Source organism: Streptococcus tangpeifui (assembly GCF_011038795.1).
GTDB lineage: Bacteria > Bacillota > Bacilli > Lactobacillales > Streptococcaceae > Streptococcus > Streptococcus tangpeifui.
In genome coordinates, this window is record NZ_JAAKDU010000010.1 from 1 (window position 1) to 18,112 (window position 18,112).

Consider the following 18,112-nt stretch of genomic DNA (forward strand, 5'->3'; position numbering starts at 1 on the left):
CTTATTCTGAATTTTTAGCACAGAAAAAGACTACTAGGGACGAGCTAGTAGTCTAAATATAATTTTTTTCGCTTTGATTATATCATAGGGAGGGAATTTTTGCATTCTTTGTAGTTTTCGTATAAAAATTTGTCCAGTCTTTTTGTTTTGGAATAAACTCTTACTCCTGCGCAGTTCAAGTTCATTAGAGAGTGGAACAGAAGTCAAGTTATATAAAAAATTGACTTCTGTCTCACTCCAATCAACTATTGCGTCAAACTGTTATTACTGCACAAATAGAAGGTTGGAATACCTTTTACCAGCCTCGATAAACCGCTGCTGAGCGTCTTTCCTTTTACCACAAGGCCAAAGTATAAAACCTAAACGAATGTGATGGCCATCGTTTATCTTATTTCTAACCTCAACAGGTCTTCCAGACCTGTTGAGCTGTGCAAAGGTGGGGTAAAAGGCTTGGGAGACCTTTTAATCGGGAAATGAAGCTTACAAAGCAAGTGTCAAAAACGGTCTGGGGAGAGAGCGTTTCAGGTCACCACTTTGAAACCAGGATCTGGGGCGAACCAAAATTTTCAATTTTAGGTTCTTTCCCACTTTTTTTATGGAACTTGAGATTAAGGGAGAGGGGAACAGTTATTTTGACTTATGTTCTTTGATAATCAAAACTGTACCTTATTGATTTCAGCTTGCTAAGACTTTGTTTGATTATTTTTGTAGCTTCAATGGTCTCCCAGAACTGATAGGCTGTTGTACTTTGTGACCTTGTTTCTAATTGATTTTCTTTGAGTATTAATATCGGTTTGGCTAAGCTGGAGCTGACTCTTGATTTTGAGTTATAAAAAAACCTCCAGACGGAGGTCAGTTTTATCCAAGTTTAGCTGCAAGACGAGCTTTATCACGGCTTGCTTTATTTTTGTGAATCAACCCTTTAGATTGAGCTTTATCGATTGCTGAGCTAGCAGCACGGAAAAGTTCTTCGGATGGGTTTGCTTCAAAAGCTTTGATAGCAGTACGCAAAGCTGATTTTTGAGCTGAATTCTTTTCGTTTTGCTTAACGTTAAGCTCAGCACGTTTGATAGCTGATTTAATATTTGCCACAGTTTTCACCTCCATTTTTACTAACCATTCCATTATATAGGAAATAGCTGGCTTTGACAAGTCTTAATCACTTTTTCAGGTAAATTTTATCAATCTTATGATTCTGTGATTTATGCAGGATGAGCTCAGCACGGTTGCGAGTCGGCTCGATATAATTTTCCAGATTAACTAAATTGACTCTTTGCCAAGTTTTTTTGGAAATGGCTAAGGCCTCTTTTAAATCTAGCTTTGTCAAGGAATAATAATAATTTTTACTATCCGTTTTAGCTAGCTGGAGTAAACTTTGAAAACGTTCAAGATACCATTTTTCAATATGGGCAATTTCTGCATCAATATAGATGGAGAAGTCATAATAGTCATTCATATACAGTCGGTGATTCTGCTGATTTTGAAAGACATTGATACCTTCAATGATAAGAAAATCAGGTGACTGAATGGTTTCCTCAGCTTGAGGAATAATATCATAAATTTCATGAGAATATACAGGAATAGACATGGTTTGACCATTTTTCATACCATCTAAGAAATTAATCAAACGTTCCATGTCATAACTTTCAGGGAAGCCTTTTTTGTCCAAAATACCCTTATTGATTAAGATCTGGTTAGGATAGAGAAAACCATCGGTTGTTACCATTTCAACACGACTATTTTTGAAGGTTCGGGCTAGAAGAAGTTGCAGAAGTCGACTGGTAGTAGACTTACCAACAGCTACTGAACCAGAGATACCAATGATAAAGGGTCGTTTTTTAGCTTGCTTCTGTAAGAAGATTCCCTTAGCAAAACTGAGATTTTCCTGAGCATTCTTATAAATTTGAATCAGGCTAATGAGCGGAAGATAAACATCTGTCACATCCTGAATATCAATCTTATCGTTGAGACTTTTAATAGAATCTAGTTCTTCTTGGCTTAAGGGTGCTTGTTCGGCTTGATGCAGGCCTTGCCAAGTTTTTCGACTGATTTCTTCGAAATTAATAAATTCATGAGACATAGGACTATTGTAGCACAAAATATGATAAAATGAAGTGACTGAATAAAGGGAGTAAATGAAGAAGTGGCTAAGATGTACTACGCTGAAAAGCCTGATGCTGAGCATGATATCCATGATTTGACGGTCCAGCTATTAGGTGAAACTTTTCGTTTTTATACTGATGCTGGTGTCTTTTCAAAAAAGATGATTGATTATGGTAGTCAGGTCCTTTTGTCTGCCCTAGATTTTTCAGCTGGGGACAGTCTCCTTGATGTTGGCTGTGGCTATGGACCCCTTGGGATTAGCTGTGCTAAAGTTTATAATTTAACCGTAAGCATGGTTGATATTAATCAGCGAGCTTTGGATTTAGCTAGAAGAAATGCTCAGCGCAATAGCGTTCAAGCCGACATTTACCAGTCGTATATCTATGAGCATGTCAAGGGGCGTTTTGATCACATCATCAGCAATCCCCCTATACGGGCAGGTAAACAGGTGGTTCATGAAATTTTGCAAGGTGCCTATGACCATCTCAATCCGACTGGTAGCTTAACCGTAGTTATTCAAAAGAAGCAGGGGGCCCCTAGCGCAAAGGCTAAGATGGAGCAAGTCTATGGCAATGTTGAACTGGTCAAAAAAGATAAGGGTTACTATGTTTTAAGGAGTATAAAGGAATGAGAGCGGTTGATTTAATTCAGAAAAAACGTGATGGCGGCGAATTAACTACAGCGGAAATTCAGTGGTTAATTGCGAACTATGTAGCGGGGGCTGTGCCTGATTACCAAATGTCAGCTTTTGCTATGGCTATCTTTTTCAAGGGGATGACCATGCGAGAGACTCGCGATTTGACCATGGCTATGGTTGCTTCGGGCGATCAGCTTGATTTATCGGCCATTTCTGGTATTAAGGTTGATAAGCACTCGACCGGTGGCGTTGGTGATAAGGTAACATTAATTTTGGCTCCTTTGGTAGCCAGTTTTGGCGTACCCGTTGCTAAAATGAGTGGAAGAGGGCTGGGGCATACTGGCGGAACCTTGGATAAACTAGAATCCATCAAAGGTTACCAAATCGAGGTTGCAGAAGAAGACTTTATTCAGCAGGTGAAAGACATAGGTATTGCGGTTATTGGCCAGTCAGAGCAGATGGTTAAGGCTGATAAATTGCTCTATGCCTTGCGGGATGTGACGGCAACAGTTGATATTATGCCTTTGATTGCCAGTTCGGTAATGTCTAAGAAGATTGCTGCTGGCTCAGATGCTATTATGCTGGATGTTACTGTTGGTGACGGTGCTTTTATGAAGAACCTTGATGATGCAGAAGAGCTGTCTCGAACTATGGTCAACCTTGGTAAAGAGGTTGGACGCCAGACCGTTGCTGTCATTACCAATATGGAACAGCCTTTGGGCCAAGCTATTGGTAACCGACTAGAGGTCCTTGAAGCTGTTCAAATCATGAAGGGACAAGGGCGGTCGGATATTACTGATTTCATTTGCCAGCTAGCACAGATTATGTTGAAATTAGGTGGACAAGAAGTAGAACTAGAGGAAATTAAGAGCCACTTGACACAAGGCCATGCCCTAAAAAAATTTGAAGACCTAGTAGCTGCTCAAGGCGGTGAAGTCCAAGATATCTATCGGCCAGTTCAGACTGAATTTATCTATGAAGTAAGGGCGGAATGCTCAGGTTATATCTCGTCTCTTCCGGCCCTCTATTTTGGTCGCTTTGCCATGGAAATAGGAGCTGGCCGCGCAGTAAAAACCGACCAATTAGACTATGATGCTGGAATTATGTTCGACAAAAAAGTCGGGGATACGGTTTCAGCTGGAGATTCGTTAGCAAAAATTTACTCAAATCGAAAAATTCCTCAAAAAAAGATTACAGAATTCGCAAAAAATGTTACAATAAGTAACGAAAAAGTGTCCATAAGTGAAATATTAAAAATCATTGATTAGGAGAGAGTTATGTCTATTAATAAGTACATTGATCATACTCTACTGAAGCCAGATGCGACTAAGGATCAGATAGATCAACTGTTGGCAGAAGCTAAAGATTATGATTTTGCTTCTGTCTGTGTTAATCCATATTGGGTTGCCTACTGTGCAGAAGCTTTGAAAGACTCAGATGTCAAGGTTTGTACGGTTATCGGTTTTCCTCTGGGTGCTAATACCACTGCTGTTAAGGTGTTTGAGGCTAAGGATGCCATTGCAAACGGTGCTGAAGAAGTGGATATGGTCATTAATATCGGCCAATTGAAAGCTGGTAATTATGAAGCTGTTAAGGAAGATATTCATGCCTTAGCGGAGGCGACAGGCAAAACCCTGCTCAAGGTCATTATAGAAACCTGCCTGTTAACAGATGATGAAAAAGTCAAGGCTTGTCAGTTAGCTGTTGCAGCTGGGGCGGATTATGTCAAGACCTCTACGGGATTCTCAACGGGTGGTGCAAATGTTCCTGATGTGAAATTAATGCGCCAAACTGTTGGTGATACGGTCGGTGTCAAGGCATCTGGTGGTGCCCGTACCTACCAAGATGCCAAAGCTTTCGTTGAGGCGGGAGCCAGTCGAATCGGCGCTTCAGCAGGCGTTGCTATTGTTGAAGGAGAAAAGGCCAGTGGTGCTAACTGATTCCAATCTAGTTGAATTGGCCAGGAAAGCTAGTCTGTGTTCTTATGTGCCTTATTCGCATTTTCCGGTTGGTGCGGCTGTTCTAACCAAGTCTGGTCAAGTTTTTCAGGGCTGTAATATTGAAAATGCCAGTTTTGGCCTGACTAATTGTGCAGAGCGAACGGCAATCTTTAAGGCAATTTCTGAGGGACAGCGAGATTTTTGCAGCATTGCGATTTATGGCCAAACAAATCGGCCAATTTCTCCTTGTGGGGCCTGTAGACAGGTTATGGCTGAGTTTTTTGATTTGGATTGCCCTGTTACTTTAGTTTCTAAAGATGGTGCGACTGTCGAGATGACAGTCGGTGAGTTATTACCATACTCTTTTCAGAACCTAGAGTAGGTTCTTGTGTTAATTGGATTAGACCTTAGGGTTTAAGATATTTTTGCAACCTAGTTGCGACTTTTTAGAGGAGGAGTTCATTTATGAAGATGAACAAAAAACTTATTGGCTTAGGTTTGGCAGCAGTTGCCATCCTATCACTCGGTGCTTGTAGCCGTTCATCGCACTCATCATCTAGTTCAGTTAAAGCTGCTATCGTAACAGATACTGGTGGGGTTGATGATAAGTCCTTTAACCAATCGGCTTGGGAAGGTTTGCAAGCTTGGGGTAAGGAAAATAAGTTGAAAAAGGATACTGATTTCACTTATTTCCAATCAGACGATGAGTCTCAATATGCAACCAACCTAGATTCAGCCCAAAGTAAGGGTTACAATCTGATTTTTGGTATTGGTTACAATCTCCACGATGCTGTTGCTGAAGCAGCTCAATCAAATTCAAAGACAAATTATGTTATTATTGATGATGTCATTGAAGACCAAAAGAATGTAGCCAGTGTCCTTTTTGCTGATAATGAAGGTGCCTACCTTGCAGGTATTGCAGCTGCTATGCAAACTAAGACCAATAAGGTTGGTTTTGTCGGTGGTGTTAAATCAGATACTATCACTCGTTTTGAAACTGGCTTTAAGGCTGGTGTTGCTTCTGTGAACAAGGATATTGAAGTAGAAGTTCAATATGTTGGTTCTTACAATGATGCTGCTAAAGGACAAACCATTGCTCAGTCAATGTACTCTGGTGGTGCCGATGTCATCTACCATGCTTCTGGTGGTTCTGGTAAAGGTGTCTTCTCGCAAGCTAAGGAAATCAATGAAGGATTGAATTCTGATGCTGCTGATAAAGTTTGGGTTATCGGTGTTGACCGTGACCAATCCGAAGAAGGAAACTATACTGCTCAAGATGGTAAGAAATCAAACTTTGTTTTGACCTCAACCGTTAAAGAAGTTGGTACAGTCGTAAAAGATATCGCTAATGATCAATTGGATGGCAAGAAATTCCAAGCAAAAACAACTACCTATGGATTGAAAGATAAGGGTGTTGATATTGTCACTAAGAATTTGCCAGATAATATCAAGAAGGCCGTTGACAGTGCTAAGAAAGACATTATTGATGGTAAAACCAAAGTTGACGATGGCGTTAAGAAAAAATAAACGATCAAAAATATAACTTTTAAAAGGGCGACCTAAAATGGTCGCTTTTTAAGGGACTGAGATTTTTATCTCAGTTAAATCCATTAACTGTAGCCGCTAGTGGGTTTAACTGACCTAAAAATATAAGTTGAAAGGAACTACTATGGCACAAGAAACTGTCATTGAAATGCGCAATATTACCAAAAAGTTTGGTGATTTTGTGGCCAACGACCATATTAATCTAGATGTCAAAGCGGGTGAAATCCATGCTTTATTGGGTGAAAATGGTGCGGGTAAATCTACCTTGATGAATATGTTATCAGGCCTACTCGAACCAACAGAAGGAGAAATCTTTCTCAATGGTAAAGCTGTAAAATTGGATTCGCCGTCTAAATCAGCAAGTTTAGGAATTGGGATGGTTCACCAGCATTTCATGTTGGTTGATGCCTTTTCAGTCGCTGAAAATATTATTTTAGGGACTGAGGTCACAAAGGGAGCCTTTCTGGATCTCAAAAGGGCCACCCAAGAAATCAAAGCGCTTTCTGAGAAGTATGGCTTAGCAGTCAACCCTGAGGCCAAGGTAGCTGATATTTCGGTTGGAGCACAGCAGCGGGTAGAAATTTTGAAAACCCTCTATCGTGGTGCAGACATCTTGATTTTTGATGAACCGACTGCTGTTCTGACTCCAGCAGAAATTGCTGAGCTCTTGGATATCATGCGTAACTTGGTCAAGGAAGGTAAATCAATCATCCTTATTAACCATAAATTGGATGAGATTCGTGCCGTTGCCGATCGTGTCACAGTTATCCGCCGTGGTAAGTCTATTCAGACCGTCCCAGTGGCTGGAACAACCAGCGCAGAATTGGCCGAAATGATGGTCGGCCGTGCGGTTTCTTTCAAAACAGATAAAATTGCCTCACATCCAAAAGAAGTGGTACTCTCTATTAAAGATTTAGTTGTTAATGAGAACCGTGGTGTGCCTGCTGTTAAAGGTTTGTCCCTCGATGTTCGTGGTGGTGAAATCGTAGGTATTGCTGGGATTGATGGCAATGGCCAAACCGAGCTCATTCAGGCTATCACTGGTTTACGTAAGGCTAAATCTGGTTCTGTCAAAGTTAAGGGAGCAGAAGTTACTCATGCCAATCCTCGTCAAATAACAGAGATGAGTGTTGGCCATATTCCGGAAGACCGGCATCGTGATGGAATGATTCTTGAAATGACGCTAGCTGAAAATATGGCTTTACAAACTTATTATAAGGAGCCTTTTAGTCACCATGGTGTTTTGGATTACGACTACATTAATAAAAATGCCAAACGCCTGATGGGAGAGTTTGATGTTCGAGCTGCTAGTGAACAAGTTTCTGCTGGTTCTTTGTCGGGTGGTAATCAGCAAAAAGCAGTGATTGCTAGAGAAGTCGATCGTGATCCGGATCTCTTGATTGTCAGCCAACCAACTCGAGGGTTGGATGTTGGTGCCATCGAATATATTCGTAAACGTTTAGTCGGGGAACGCGACAAAGGTAAGGCAGTTTTAGTCGTCAGCTTTGAATTGGATGAAATTCTCGACTTGTCAGACCGGATTGCTGTTATCCATGATGGTAAAATTCAAGGTATCTTGGACCCAGCCAAAACTGATAAACAAGAATTAGGTGTTTTGATGGCTGGTGGCTATTTGAAGAAGGAGGACGCAAATGTCTAAGAAAACGCAAAATTGGGCAGTGCCCCTGATTGCAGTCTTGCTGGGGATGCTTGCTGGAGCCATTATCATGTTGATTTTTGGCTACAACCCTTTCTGGGCCTACAATGATTTGCTTTATTCTGCTTTTGGTTCAATTAAAAATATTGGTGAAATTCTGCGGGCTATGGGTCCTTTGATTCTGATTGGCTTAGGTTTTGCTGTGGCTTCTAAGGCAGGTTTCTTTAATGTTGGTTTGCCAGGTCAAGCCCTAGCTGGTTGGCTGATGTCAGTTTGGTTCGCCTTATCTTTCCCAGATCTGCCAAAGCCAGTCTCTGTTATCTGTACGGTTCTAATTGGTTTAATTGCTGGTGGCATCATTGGAGCCATTCCTGGGATTTTACGAGCTTACTTAGGAACCAGTGAGGTTATTGTTACCATCATGATGAATTATGTGGTACTCTACGTTTCTAAGGCTATTATTCTCGATGGTATCTCTAAGGATGTGATGCGAACCACAACAGCTAGTATTAAAGTATCGGATTCTGCGTCCTATCAAACTAATTTCTTGTCCAGTCTCACTGACAATTCTCGTTTCAATCTCGGTTTCTTTATTGCTTTAGCGGCTGTCTTTATTATCTGGTTCCTCTTGAAAAAGACTAAAACTGGTTATGAAATCACAGCAGTTGGGCTCAATCCCAATGCAGCTGAGTATGCCGGTATGTCTTCTAAACAAGTCATTATTTGGTCAATGGTTATTTCGGGTGCCTTAGCCGGACTGGGAGGAACTGTTGATGGTCTGGGAACGTATGAAAATGTCTATGTTCAAACCAGTTCCCTACAAATTGGCTGGGATGGTATGGCTGTTGCCCTCTTGGCTTCTAACAGTCCAATCGGTATCCCATTTGCTGCCCTTCTCTTTGGTGTGTTATCAGTCGGTAAAACTGGTATGGTAGATGTGCCATCTGAAGTTATTGATGTTGTTTCTGCCTTAATTATCTTCTTTGTTGGCAGTAACTATATTATTCGTCGCTTTATTAAACCGGCCAAAAATGCTAAAAAAGTCGTAGCGGAAGGAGGTAAATAAGATGGGTCTACTTGCAGTTTTAGTTCTTTTAGTTTCTTCGGCTCTCAAGTATTCAACACCCCTTATTTTCACCAGCATTGGTGGAACCTTCTCTGAGCGCGGTGGTATTGTCAATGTCGGTCTGGAAGGAATTATGGTTATCGGGGCTTTCTCTGGCGTTGTTTTTAACCTAGCCTTTGCAGATAGCTTAGGGAAGGCGACTCCTTGGGTAGCTTGTTTGGTAGCTGGTCTCGTTGGCCTTGTTTATTCCCTTATTCACGCAGTAGCGACTGTTAATTTTCGGGCAGACCATGTTGTCTCTGGGACAGTTCTGAATCTGATTGCTCCTGCCTTGGCAGTTTTCCTTTGTCGTGTCATGTATGGTAAAGGAGAAACTGATACTATCAGCCAATCCTTCGGGCGCTTTTCTTTCCCTATTTTAAAGGACATTCCAGTGATTGGTGATATCTTTTTTAAAAACACGTCATTGATTGGTTATGTGGCTATTTTGGTAGCCTTTCTTGCCTATATCCTGATTTTTAAAACACGTTTTGGTTTGCGCTTACGTTCCGTTGGTGAACATCCCCAAGCTGCGGATACTCTTGGCATTAATGTCTATTTAATGCGTTATGCTGGGGTTATGTTGTCAGGTTTCTTTGGCGGGATTGGCGGTGCTGTTTATTCTCAAGCTATTTCTAATAGTTTTGCGGTCACCACTATTGCTGGTCCAGGATTCATTGCCTTGGCGGCTATGATTTTCGGTCGTTGGAATCCAATCGGTGCTATGCTTTCCAGTCTCTTCTTTGGTTTGTCCCAATCTCTGGCTATTATTGGCCATAAGATTCCTGGCTTGACCCATGTACCATCAGTTTATTTGGAAATTGCTCCTTATGTTTTGACTATTGTTGTTTTGGCAGCTTTCTTCGGCAAAGCTGTTGCTCCTAAAGCAGATGGTGTCAATTATATTAAGACTAAGTAATTATAATCATTTTGAGCAGAGACTTATGGTAGGTATCTATAGATTTATAACTGATAAGCGTGCTGCATATGGCTAAACAGGCTAGAACCTAAGGTTCTAGCCTGTTTAGCTATCCAAGAAGTTTGAACTGTGATAGAATACTAGTGAGGGAGTGTATTCTAATGTTTGGGAGTTGGTTCGTATGATAGAAAATCAATTGACGGTTCATTTTCATAACCGTCAGGGAAATTATGATAATTATAGCATGTGGAAATGGTTGGATGGCTATTGGGGCGAAGATGCTCAATTTGATAATCAAGACGACTTTGGCCTTGTGGGGAAGATTAGTTATCCCTTTGAACGTTTTGCTAGTCAGGTTCATCTTTTAGTTAAGACAGCTGATTGGTCATCACAGACTTGCGATTATACCGTTCGGCGTTTTTCAGGAGATGCGCCTAACAACATTTGGTTGGTTGCAGGAGATGATCAAGTTTATTATTCTAAACAGGTAGCTAAAACTAGTCCCTTTTATACTGGTCAGGACGGCAAGGCTTTTGACATGGGAATTCATGCTAATGACTTTGACCGCCGCTGGGGTTACCAAGGTTGGCTTGGTTTCCGTTATCAAGCTGATCAGACAAAGTTTAAAATTTGGTCTCCCTTGGCCGATAGGATTTATCTCTTGCTTTATAAGGATGCTCAGAGTCCAGCACGCTTGATTCTTATGAACAGAGGACATAAGTTTAATACAGACCACCACGAATTAAATAATCATGGTGTTTGGTCGGTGACGGTTAATGAAGACTTGAAAGGCTGGTCCTACCAATACCGAATCTATCATGAGGCCAATTTTTATCAAGATACCAGAGACCCCTACAGTACGGTCCTCAGTCTAGATAATAAGAAATCTCTGATTGTCCCAGATGAAGATTTGCGACCAGAGGGATTTGAAGTTAAACAGGGGAAAGATGCCTATTGGCGAACTAATAATGCCTGTTCGGCTGTTATTAGTGAATTACACTTGCGTGATTTTACAAATCATGTCTCTTCAGGAGTCAGTCCAGAACTTAGAGGGACTTTTTTAGGAGCTAGTCAGGTTGCTGTGAAAAATCCTAGTGGTCATCCGACAGCCTTTGAACATATTAAGAATATGGGCTACTCTTACATTCAATTGCAGCCGGTTTTTGACCATCATAAAACTTATTCAAAGAACGGAGAACTCCTCTATAACTGGGGTTATGACCCTGAAAATTATAATGTTCCTGATCGCCAGTTTGCTGCTGATCAGTCTAATCCCTTGGCACCAATTCTTGAATTCAAGCAGATGATTCAAGCCTATCACGATGCCGGTATCGGCGTGATTATGGATGTTGTCTATAATCATACCTATTCCTCTTACAATTCTCCTTTCCAGTTATCCTGTCCTTATTATTACTACCGAATGCATGCCGACGGTTCCTTCCAAGATGGCTCAGGATGTGGTAATGAAACAGCTAGTGAAAAGGAAATGTTCCGCAAGTATATGATGGATTCCATACGTTATTGGGTACAGGAATATAATATCGACGGATTCCGTTTCGACTTGATGGGCCTCCATGATACCCAGACTATAAATCTTATTCGTGATTTCTTGGATAGCATTGACGAGCGGATTTTGGTTTATGGTGAAGGCTGGGATATGGGAACTGGTCTGCCTCAAAGGCAGAAGGCGGCTAAGATCAATGCTGATGTGATGCCGCGTGTTGCCTTTTTTAATGATAATGCTAGAGATGCTGTCAAAGGGGCAGAAGTTTATGGTGATATCAAGGCTGGCTATGTTTCAGGGGCACCGCTTGAATGGGAAGTTTCGCAAGCATTGCTGGGTAGTCAGGCTTTTGCACCTTATTCAGCTCCAAGCCAGGTTTTAAACTATGTTGAGGTTCATGATAACTATAATCTCAATGATTTATTGGCAGTTCTCCATCCTGAGGATAGCTTGGAGACGCGTAAAGCGAGAGTTTATTTGGCTAACGCCTTAAATCTATCCATGCAGGGTATCTGCTTTATGCAGCTGGGACAGGAATTTATGCGGACGAAGATTCAGCCGACAGGTCAAAATGGTGAAGTGACAACAGAAGATTTAAAACGGGCTAGCAACAGTTATAATGCGCCAGATTCAGTTAATGCTATTGACTGGACTTTAGTAACGGAGCATCAAGATTTATTGGAAAAAATTAAAAAATTGCTTATTTGCAAGAAAAGCGGACGAGAATTTTCTGAAAGAAGGTTTGAGGATATATATGCAAATATTACTATCAAGAGCAATGCTTATCATTCGGGGATTGTAGAAATCTCATCAAAAGAAGGCGATTTCATTTTTAATAACCAAGAAATTTCCTTGAAAATGACCTGACAAAGCTATCAGTTTATGATAAAATAAAGGTGGTTAATAAGGTCGCTAACATTTTAAATGTTTACTTAGGTCATTGACAATTCGGGTAGCCTTAAGTTTAGGGCTGCTCTTTGTTTTATCAAATTGTCTATGGCTGACAGTGATATTATTCAAAAAAGGTAGGTGGTTATATGGAAAAAGAATTAGAGCTTTATACTTTCGGGACTGGCGAAAATTTTCATGTGCAAGATTACTTAGGTGTTCATCGTGAAGAAAATGGAGAGTACAGTTTTCGAGTGTGGGCTCCACATGCCGAGCATGTGCAAGTTATTGGTGATTTTACAGGTTGGTTTGACAATCCTCTGGATATGGCCTTGAATCACGCAGGGGTTTGGGAGGCTAGGACCGATCAAGCCCAAGAAGGTCAAATTTATAAATTTTTGGTTCAACGTCGCGGTGGTCAGATTGTTGAAAAAATTGATCCTTGTGCTCTCTACTTAGAAGAACGTCCAGGAACAGGAGCCATTATTAAGACCTTTGAAGAAAAGAAATGGAAAGATGGACTCTGGATGGGACGGCGGAAACGTTTTGGCTTCAAGGAGCGTCCTATCAATATTTACGAGGTTCACTCGAGTTCTTGGAAGCTAGGATCTGATGGTCAACTCTTGACCTTTAAGGAACTGACTAAGGAATTGATTCCTTATTTGGTTAAAATGAATTATACCCATGTTGAGTTTATGCCATTAATGGCTCACCCTTTGGGCATGTCTTGGGGTTATCAGCTGATGGGTTATTTTGCTTTTGAGCATACTTACGGTAAGCCAGAAGACTTTCAAGAATTCGTTGAAACTTGTCATCTGAATAACATTGGAGTTATTGTAGACTGGGTACCAGGGCATTTTACTCAGAATGATGATGCTTTGGCTTACTATGATGGTACGCCAACTTTTGAATATGCCGATAGCGATCGTGCTCATAATAGACGCTGGGGCGCTCTGAATTTTGATCTCGGCAAAAATCAGGTTCAGTCCTTTATGGTGTCCAGTGCTCTCTATTGGATTGAACAATATCACATTGATGGCTTGCGAGTAGATGCTGTCAGTAACATGCTTTACCGCGATTATGATGATGGTCCATGGACTCCTAATGTCTTTGGTGGCAATCGTAATCTGGAAGGTTTTAACTTCCTGCAAAAATTAAATGGTGTTATTCATTATCACCACCCTGATGTGATGATGATTGCTGAGGAATCGACTGCAGCTACGCCAATCACGTCCCCGATTGAATCGGGTGGACTGGCTTTTGATTACAAGTGGAATATGGGGTGGATGAATGATACGCTCAAGTTCTTTGAGGAAGATCCAATCTATCGCCAGTATGATTTTAATTTAATTACCTTTAGCTTTATGTACGCTTTTTCTGAGAGCTTTATCCTACCTTTCTCCCACGATGAAGTCGTTCATGGCAAGAAGAGTCTGATGCACAAGATGTGGGGAGACCGCTATAATCAATTTGCTGGTCTGCGTTGTCTCTATGCTTATCAAATGTGCCACCCTGGTAAAAAGCTGCTTTTCATGGGTTCTGAATTTGGTCAGTTTTTGGAGTGGAAGTATGACTATCAGTTGGAATGGACCAATCTGGAAGATAAACTTAATCATCAAATGCAGAATTATACAGCAAAACTTAATCAATTTTATAAGGAACACAAGGCTCTCTGGCAAATTGATGATTCTTATGATGGTATTGAAATCATTGATGCTGATAATACTGCAGAATCTATCCTATCCTTTGTTCGCCGAGACAGAAAAGGAGACCTTCTGATTTGTGTCTTTAATATGGCCCCGGTTGAACGTAAGGAATTTACGATTGGTGTTCCTGTCGCTGGTCTCTATGAAGAAGTCTTTAATACTGAGTTGGAAGAATTCGGGGGTGTCTGGAAAAAATCTAATCCATCAACCAAGACGCAGTCTGGTTTGTGGAAAGATTATCAACAAACTTTGACTTTCACTATGCCAGCTCTTGGTGCAAGTATTTGGCGTGTGAAGAGACATCAACGAACAAAACCGAATAAATAGATGGAGGTTTTTTGCCTCGTCGATTTTAATAGCTTAACATCTTATCGGAAGGAGTTTTTACATGAAAAATGAAATGTTAGCACTTATCTTGGCAGGTGGTCAAGGTACACGTTTGGGCAAATTGACTCAATCCATTGCTAAACCAGCTGTCCAGTTTGGAGGTCGCTATCGGATTATCGATTTTGCCCTTTCTAACTGTGCTAATTCTGGCATCAACAATGTCGGCGTGATTACCCAATACCAGCCTCTGGCACTAAATAGCCATATTGGAAATGGTTCTGCTTGGGGGTTAGATGGCATTGACAGCGGTGCCACCATTTTGCAACCCTATTCAGCAACTGAAGGAAATCGTTGGTTCCAAGGGACCAGTCATGCTATCTATCAAAACATTGACTACATCGATAGCATGAATCCTGAGTATGTTTTGATTCTATCTGGGGACCATATCTACAAGATGGACTATGATGATATGTTGCAAACTCACAAGGATAATATGGCTAGTCTGACAGTTGCGGTGATTGATGTCCCTCTCAAAGAAGCTAGTCGTTTTGGTATTATGAACACCGATACTAATGATAGAATTGTTGAATTTGAGGAAAAGCCTGAACAGCCTAAATCAACGAAGGCGTCTATGGGAATTTATATCTTCGATTGGAAGAAGTTGAGAGAAATGCTTCTTGATGCTCAAAAGAACGATATTGATATGTCTGACTTTGGTAAAAATGTTATTCCTGCCTACTTGGAACAAGGTGAGCCTGTTTATACTTATAATTTCTCGGGTTATTGGAAGGATGTTGGTACAATCGAGTCTCTTTGGGAAGCTAACATGGAGTATATTGGTGAAGATAATGCTCTTCATAGTCGTGATCGTAACTGGAAAATCTACTCTAAGAATCTGATTGCTCCACCAAACTTTATTACGGAGCAGGCTCAAGTAGTGGATTCCTTAATTGTTGATGGGTGTGTGGTTTCTGGTAAAGTTGACCATTCTATTCTTTCAACCAGCGTTAAAGTTGAGGAAGGTGTTGAAATTAAAGATAGTTTCATCATGAGCGGTGCGACAATTAAGAAGGGGGCCAAGGTTACCCGAGCAATTGTTGGTGAAGGAGCTGTTATCGGTGAAAATGTCGTTATTGATGGTAGCGATGAGGTTCAAGTTGTTGGTTATAATGAAGTAGTGGGGGTTCCAAATGAAGATTGATAAATATTCTGCCATTTTAGGAAATGCAGTCGGTTACCATGATATGGGAAAATTGACTGAAAATCGACCTTTGGCCAGTCTGCCTTTTGACGGGAAATATCGTCTTTTGGACTTTCAATTATCTAGTTTGGCTAACGCTGGTATCCGCAGTGTCTATGGTATTTTCCGTGGCCAAAATATCCGTTCAGTTTTTGACCATATCCGTTCAGGTCGTGAGTGGGGACTTAATACTCTCTTGAGTCATTATTTCCTTGGTTTTTATGAAAGCGATGATCAAACACATATTTCAGATTCGAATTATTATAAACAAATTTTAACCTATCTTAAACGAGCAGATACGGACCAAACTGTCTATATGTCTAGTGATATACTTTGCAATATCAATCTGCAACAAGTGCTTCATCTGCATAATGTTAACCATCGTAATATCACTGTTGTTTATAAGAAAGTTTCGAGTGAGCACATCTCAGATGCTAATGAGATTTTGCAAATTGATGAAACAGATCATGTTACGGGTAAACTCGACTTGCAAAATATTGACGAACCTGTACCAATGTCTGCCGATATCTTTGTTGTTAATACACCATGGTTAATCGAGCAGTTGGAAAAAGAAGCTAAGCAAGAGCGACCAAGAAAGATTCGCTATCTTCTGCGCGATCTTTTGGTTGATACTGGGGCTTTGGCTTTTGAGCATACTGGTTACCTTTCTAATATTAGTTCAGTTAAATCTTACTATGATGCTAATATGGATATGTTGGATTCGCAAAAGTTCTATGCTCTCTTTTATAGCAATCAGAAGGTTTATACTAAGGTTAAAAATGAAGAAGCCAGTTACTTTGCCCCAAGCTCCGATGTCAAACGATCTCAATTTGCATCTGGTTCCATTATCAAGGGAGCTGTGCACCATTCCATTGTATCGCGTTCCTGCTATGTTGAAGAAGGAGCAACAGTCAGTGATTCTGTCATTTTTCCTAAGGTTAAAATCGGTCAAGGAGCTCAACTTGAGCATGTGATTGTTGATAAGGGAGTCACAGTCCCAGCTGGCGTAACCCTGCGAGGCAGTGCGGAAAAGCCATTAGTTATCGGTAAAGGTCAAGAAGTTACTGGAGATATTGTTCAATGAAAATCATGTTTGTAGCAGCAGAAGGTGCACCCTTTGCTAAAACTGGAGGTCTGGGGGATGTTATTGGGGCCCTACCTAAATCCCTTGTCAAAAAAGGTCATGAGGTTGCGGTTGTCTTACCTTATTATGATGCAGTAGATAACAAGTTTGGGGATCAGGTTGAAGATGTCATGTATTACTTCACCAATGTTGGTTGGCGTCATCAATATGTTGGTGTTAAGAAACTGGTCAAGGACAAGGTTAGCTTTTATTTTTTGGATAATCAATCTTATTTCTTCCGTGGTCATGTTTATGGTGACTGGGATGATGGTGAGCGCTTTGCCTTCTTCCAACTAGCAGCTCTTGAACTGATGGAAAAGATCGATTTCATCCCAGATATCCTGCATGTACACGATTATCACACTGCAATGATTCCTTTCTTGCTCAAGGAAAAGTATCGTTGGATTAACGCCTACCGAAACATTCGAACAGTCTTTACCATCCATAATATTGAGTTTCAAGGACAGTTTGATTCTGGAATGCTTTGGGATCTTTTTGGAGTTGGCTATGAGCGCTATGCTGATGGGACACTCCGTTGGAATAACCGTTTAAACTGGATGAAAGCAGCAGTACTTTATGCTGATCGAGTGACCACTGTTTCTCCTTCTTATGCTCAAGAAATCATGACACCTGAGTTTGGTAAGGGGCTCGATCAGGTCATGCGGATGGAGTCTGGCAAGATCTCAGGCATAGTTAATGGGATTGATACGGAACTCTTTAATCCAGCTACTGACCAATATCTGGATGCCCCATTCTCGGCGGATGATTTATCTGGTAAGGCTGTTAATAAGGCAAAATTACAAGAGCGATTGGGTCTACCAGTTAAGGCAGATGTTCCTCTGATTGGAATTGTATCTCGCTTGACCGACCAAAAAGGTTTTTCATTGGTTGTTAGTGAGCTTCAACATATTTTACAGTTTGATTTGCAAGTTGTTGTTCTGGGAACAGGCTATGCGGACTATGAAAATGGCTTTTCTTGGTTTGCCAGCCAGTACCCTGACAAGTTATCGGCTAATATAACTTTTGACTTGGGCTTAGCTCAACAAATTTACGGTGCTAGTGATCTCTTTCTTATGCCTTCTGCTTTTGAACCATGTGGTCTTTCACAAATGATGGCTATGCGTTATGGAAGTCTGCCAATCGTGCATGAAGTAGGTGGTTTAAAAGATACTGTCATTCCTTACAATGAACATGATCAGTCCGGTACAGGATTCTCCTTCCACGGTTTTTCAGGCTATCTTATGACCAATACTATAAAATTGGCCTTGGAAGTCTATCAAAATCGTTCAGAGGATTGGCAGGCTCTGCAAAATCATGCTATGACGAGAGATTTCTCATGGGATACAGCTAGTCAAGCTTATGTTAATCTCTATCATGAACTTTTCTAAACTTACTAATAATAGATAAGAAGGCGTTAT

Annotated in this window: 15 protein-coding genes; 13 read left to right on the forward strand and 2 right to left on the reverse strand. The window is 40.9% G+C overall.

Annotated features, from left to right (window positions below; genetic code table 11):
- Positions 1-858: 858 nt before the first annotated feature.
- Both rpsT and coaA read right to left on the reverse strand, forming a co-directional pair.
- Positions 859-1,107 carry a 30S ribosomal protein S20 gene (gene rpsT, locus G7Y32_RS08120; RefSeq protein ID WP_206221365.1) on the reverse strand — a complete coding sequence of 83 codons (249 nt, stop codon included), beginning with the start codon at positions 1,105-1,107 and terminating at the stop codon, positions 859-861.
- Positions 1,108-1,159: 52 nt separating this feature from the next.
- Positions 1,160-2,080 (reverse strand): type I pantothenate kinase, encoded by a 921-nt coding sequence (gene coaA, locus G7Y32_RS08125; protein ID WP_165212758.1) that lies wholly within the window; start codon positions 2,078-2,080, stop codon positions 1,160-1,162.
- Between the two features lie 63 nt (positions 2,081-2,143).
- Here coaA and G7Y32_RS08130 point away from each other — a divergent pair, with 63 nt between their 5' ends.
- The 13 genes from G7Y32_RS08130 (at position 2,144) to glgA (ending at position 18,082) form a co-directional block, all read left to right on the forward strand.
- On the forward strand, positions 2,144-2,734 hold the full coding sequence (locus tag G7Y32_RS08130) for a class I SAM-dependent methyltransferase (protein WP_165212760.1): 591 nt from the start codon (positions 2,144-2,146) through the stop codon (positions 2,732-2,734).
- Positions 2,731-4,008, forward strand: coding sequence for a pyrimidine-nucleoside phosphorylase (locus tag G7Y32_RS08135; RefSeq protein WP_165212762.1), 1,278 nt, complete (start codon positions 2,731-2,733; stop codon positions 4,006-4,008). The genes G7Y32_RS08130 and G7Y32_RS08135 overlap by 4 nt, the downstream gene beginning before the upstream one ends.
- 9 nt (positions 4,009-4,017) lie before the next feature.
- Entirely contained in the window at positions 4,018-4,680 is a 663-nt protein-coding gene (gene deoC / locus G7Y32_RS08140; RefSeq protein ID WP_165212764.1) for a deoxyribose-phosphate aldolase, read from the forward strand.
- Positions 4,667-5,062 (forward strand): cytidine deaminase, encoded by a 396-nt coding sequence (locus G7Y32_RS08145; RefSeq protein ID WP_241154221.1) that lies wholly within the window; start codon positions 4,667-4,669, stop codon positions 5,060-5,062. Before deoC ends, G7Y32_RS08145 begins: the two co-directional genes overlap by 14 nt.
- Before the next feature lie 89 nt (positions 5,063-5,151).
- Positions 5,152-6,207, forward strand: coding sequence for a BMP family lipoprotein (locus G7Y32_RS08150; protein WP_157769183.1), 1,056 nt, complete (start codon positions 5,152-5,154; stop codon positions 6,205-6,207).
- 142 nt (positions 6,208-6,349) lie between these two features.
- Positions 6,350-7,885 (forward strand): ABC transporter ATP-binding protein, encoded by a 1,536-nt coding sequence (locus G7Y32_RS08155; protein WP_165212766.1) that lies wholly within the window; start codon positions 6,350-6,352, stop codon positions 7,883-7,885.
- Positions 7,878-8,948 (forward strand): ABC transporter permease, encoded by a 1,071-nt coding sequence (locus G7Y32_RS08160; RefSeq protein ID WP_165212768.1) that lies wholly within the window; start codon positions 7,878-7,880, stop codon positions 8,946-8,948. The genes G7Y32_RS08155 and G7Y32_RS08160 overlap by 8 nt, the downstream gene beginning before the upstream one ends.
- A 1-nt stretch (position 8,949) precedes the next feature.
- Positions 8,950-9,906, forward strand: a complete 957-nt coding sequence (locus G7Y32_RS08165) for an ABC transporter permease (protein ID WP_004227041.1) — start codon at positions 8,950-8,952, stop codon at positions 9,904-9,906.
- A gap of 181 nt (positions 9,907-10,087) precedes the next feature.
- Complete coding sequence (pulA, locus tag G7Y32_RS08170; RefSeq protein WP_165212770.1) at positions 10,088-12,277, forward strand: type I pullulanase; 2,190 nt, start codon at positions 10,088-10,090, stop codon at positions 12,275-12,277.
- A gap of 170 nt (positions 12,278-12,447) precedes the next feature.
- Entirely contained in the window at positions 12,448-14,331 is a 1,884-nt protein-coding gene (glgB, locus tag G7Y32_RS08175; RefSeq protein ID WP_165212772.1) for a 1,4-alpha-glucan branching protein GlgB, read from the forward strand.
- A gap of 61 nt (positions 14,332-14,392) precedes the next feature.
- Entirely contained in the window at positions 14,393-15,532 is a 1,140-nt protein-coding gene (locus G7Y32_RS08180; protein WP_165212774.1) for a glucose-1-phosphate adenylyltransferase, read from the forward strand.
- Complete coding sequence (glgD, locus tag G7Y32_RS08185; RefSeq protein ID WP_165212776.1) at positions 15,522-16,655, forward strand: glucose-1-phosphate adenylyltransferase subunit GlgD; 1,134 nt, start codon at positions 15,522-15,524, stop codon at positions 16,653-16,655. Before G7Y32_RS08180 ends, glgD begins: the two co-directional genes overlap by 11 nt.
- Complete coding sequence (glgA, locus tag G7Y32_RS08190) at positions 16,652-18,082, forward strand: glycogen synthase GlgA (protein WP_165212778.1); 1,431 nt, start codon at positions 16,652-16,654, stop codon at positions 18,080-18,082. Before glgD ends, glgA begins: the two co-directional genes overlap by 4 nt.
- Positions 18,083-18,112: the final 30 nt, after the last annotated feature.

Coding starts and splice junctions, on each gene's coding strand:
- rpsT (WP_206221365.1), bottom strand. CDS start 1,107: ATGGAGGTGAAAACTGTGGCAAATATTAAATCAGCTATCAAACGTGCT.
- coaA (WP_165212758.1), bottom strand. CDS start 2,080: ATGTCTCATGAATTTATTAATTTCGAAGAAATCAGTCGAAAAACTTGG.
- G7Y32_RS08135 (WP_165212762.1), top strand. CDS start 2,731: ATGAGAGCGGTTGATTTAATTCAGAAAAAACGTGATGGCGGCGAATTA.
- deoC (WP_165212764.1), top strand. CDS start 4,018: ATGTCTATTAATAAGTACATTGATCATACTCTACTGAAGCCAGATGCG.
- G7Y32_RS08150 (WP_157769183.1), top strand. CDS start 5,152: ATGAACAAAAAACTTATTGGCTTAGGTTTGGCAGCAGTTGCCATCCTA.
- G7Y32_RS08155 (WP_165212766.1), top strand. CDS start 6,350: ATGGCACAAGAAACTGTCATTGAAATGCGCAATATTACCAAAAAGTTT.
- G7Y32_RS08160 (WP_165212768.1), top strand. CDS start 7,878: ATGTCTAAGAAAACGCAAAATTGGGCAGTGCCCCTGATTGCAGTCTTG.
- G7Y32_RS08165 (WP_004227041.1), top strand. CDS start 8,950: ATGGGTCTACTTGCAGTTTTAGTTCTTTTAGTTTCTTCGGCTCTCAAG.
- pulA (WP_165212770.1), top strand. CDS start 10,088: ATGATAGAAAATCAATTGACGGTTCATTTTCATAACCGTCAGGGAAAT.
- glgB (WP_165212772.1), top strand. CDS start 12,448: ATGGAAAAAGAATTAGAGCTTTATACTTTCGGGACTGGCGAAAATTTT.
- G7Y32_RS08180 (WP_165212774.1), top strand. CDS start 14,393: ATGAAAAATGAAATGTTAGCACTTATCTTGGCAGGTGGTCAAGGTACA.
- glgD (WP_165212776.1), top strand. CDS start 15,522: ATGAAGATTGATAAATATTCTGCCATTTTAGGAAATGCAGTCGGTTAC.
- glgA (WP_165212778.1), top strand. CDS start 16,652: ATGAAAATCATGTTTGTAGCAGCAGAAGGTGCACCCTTTGCTAAAACT.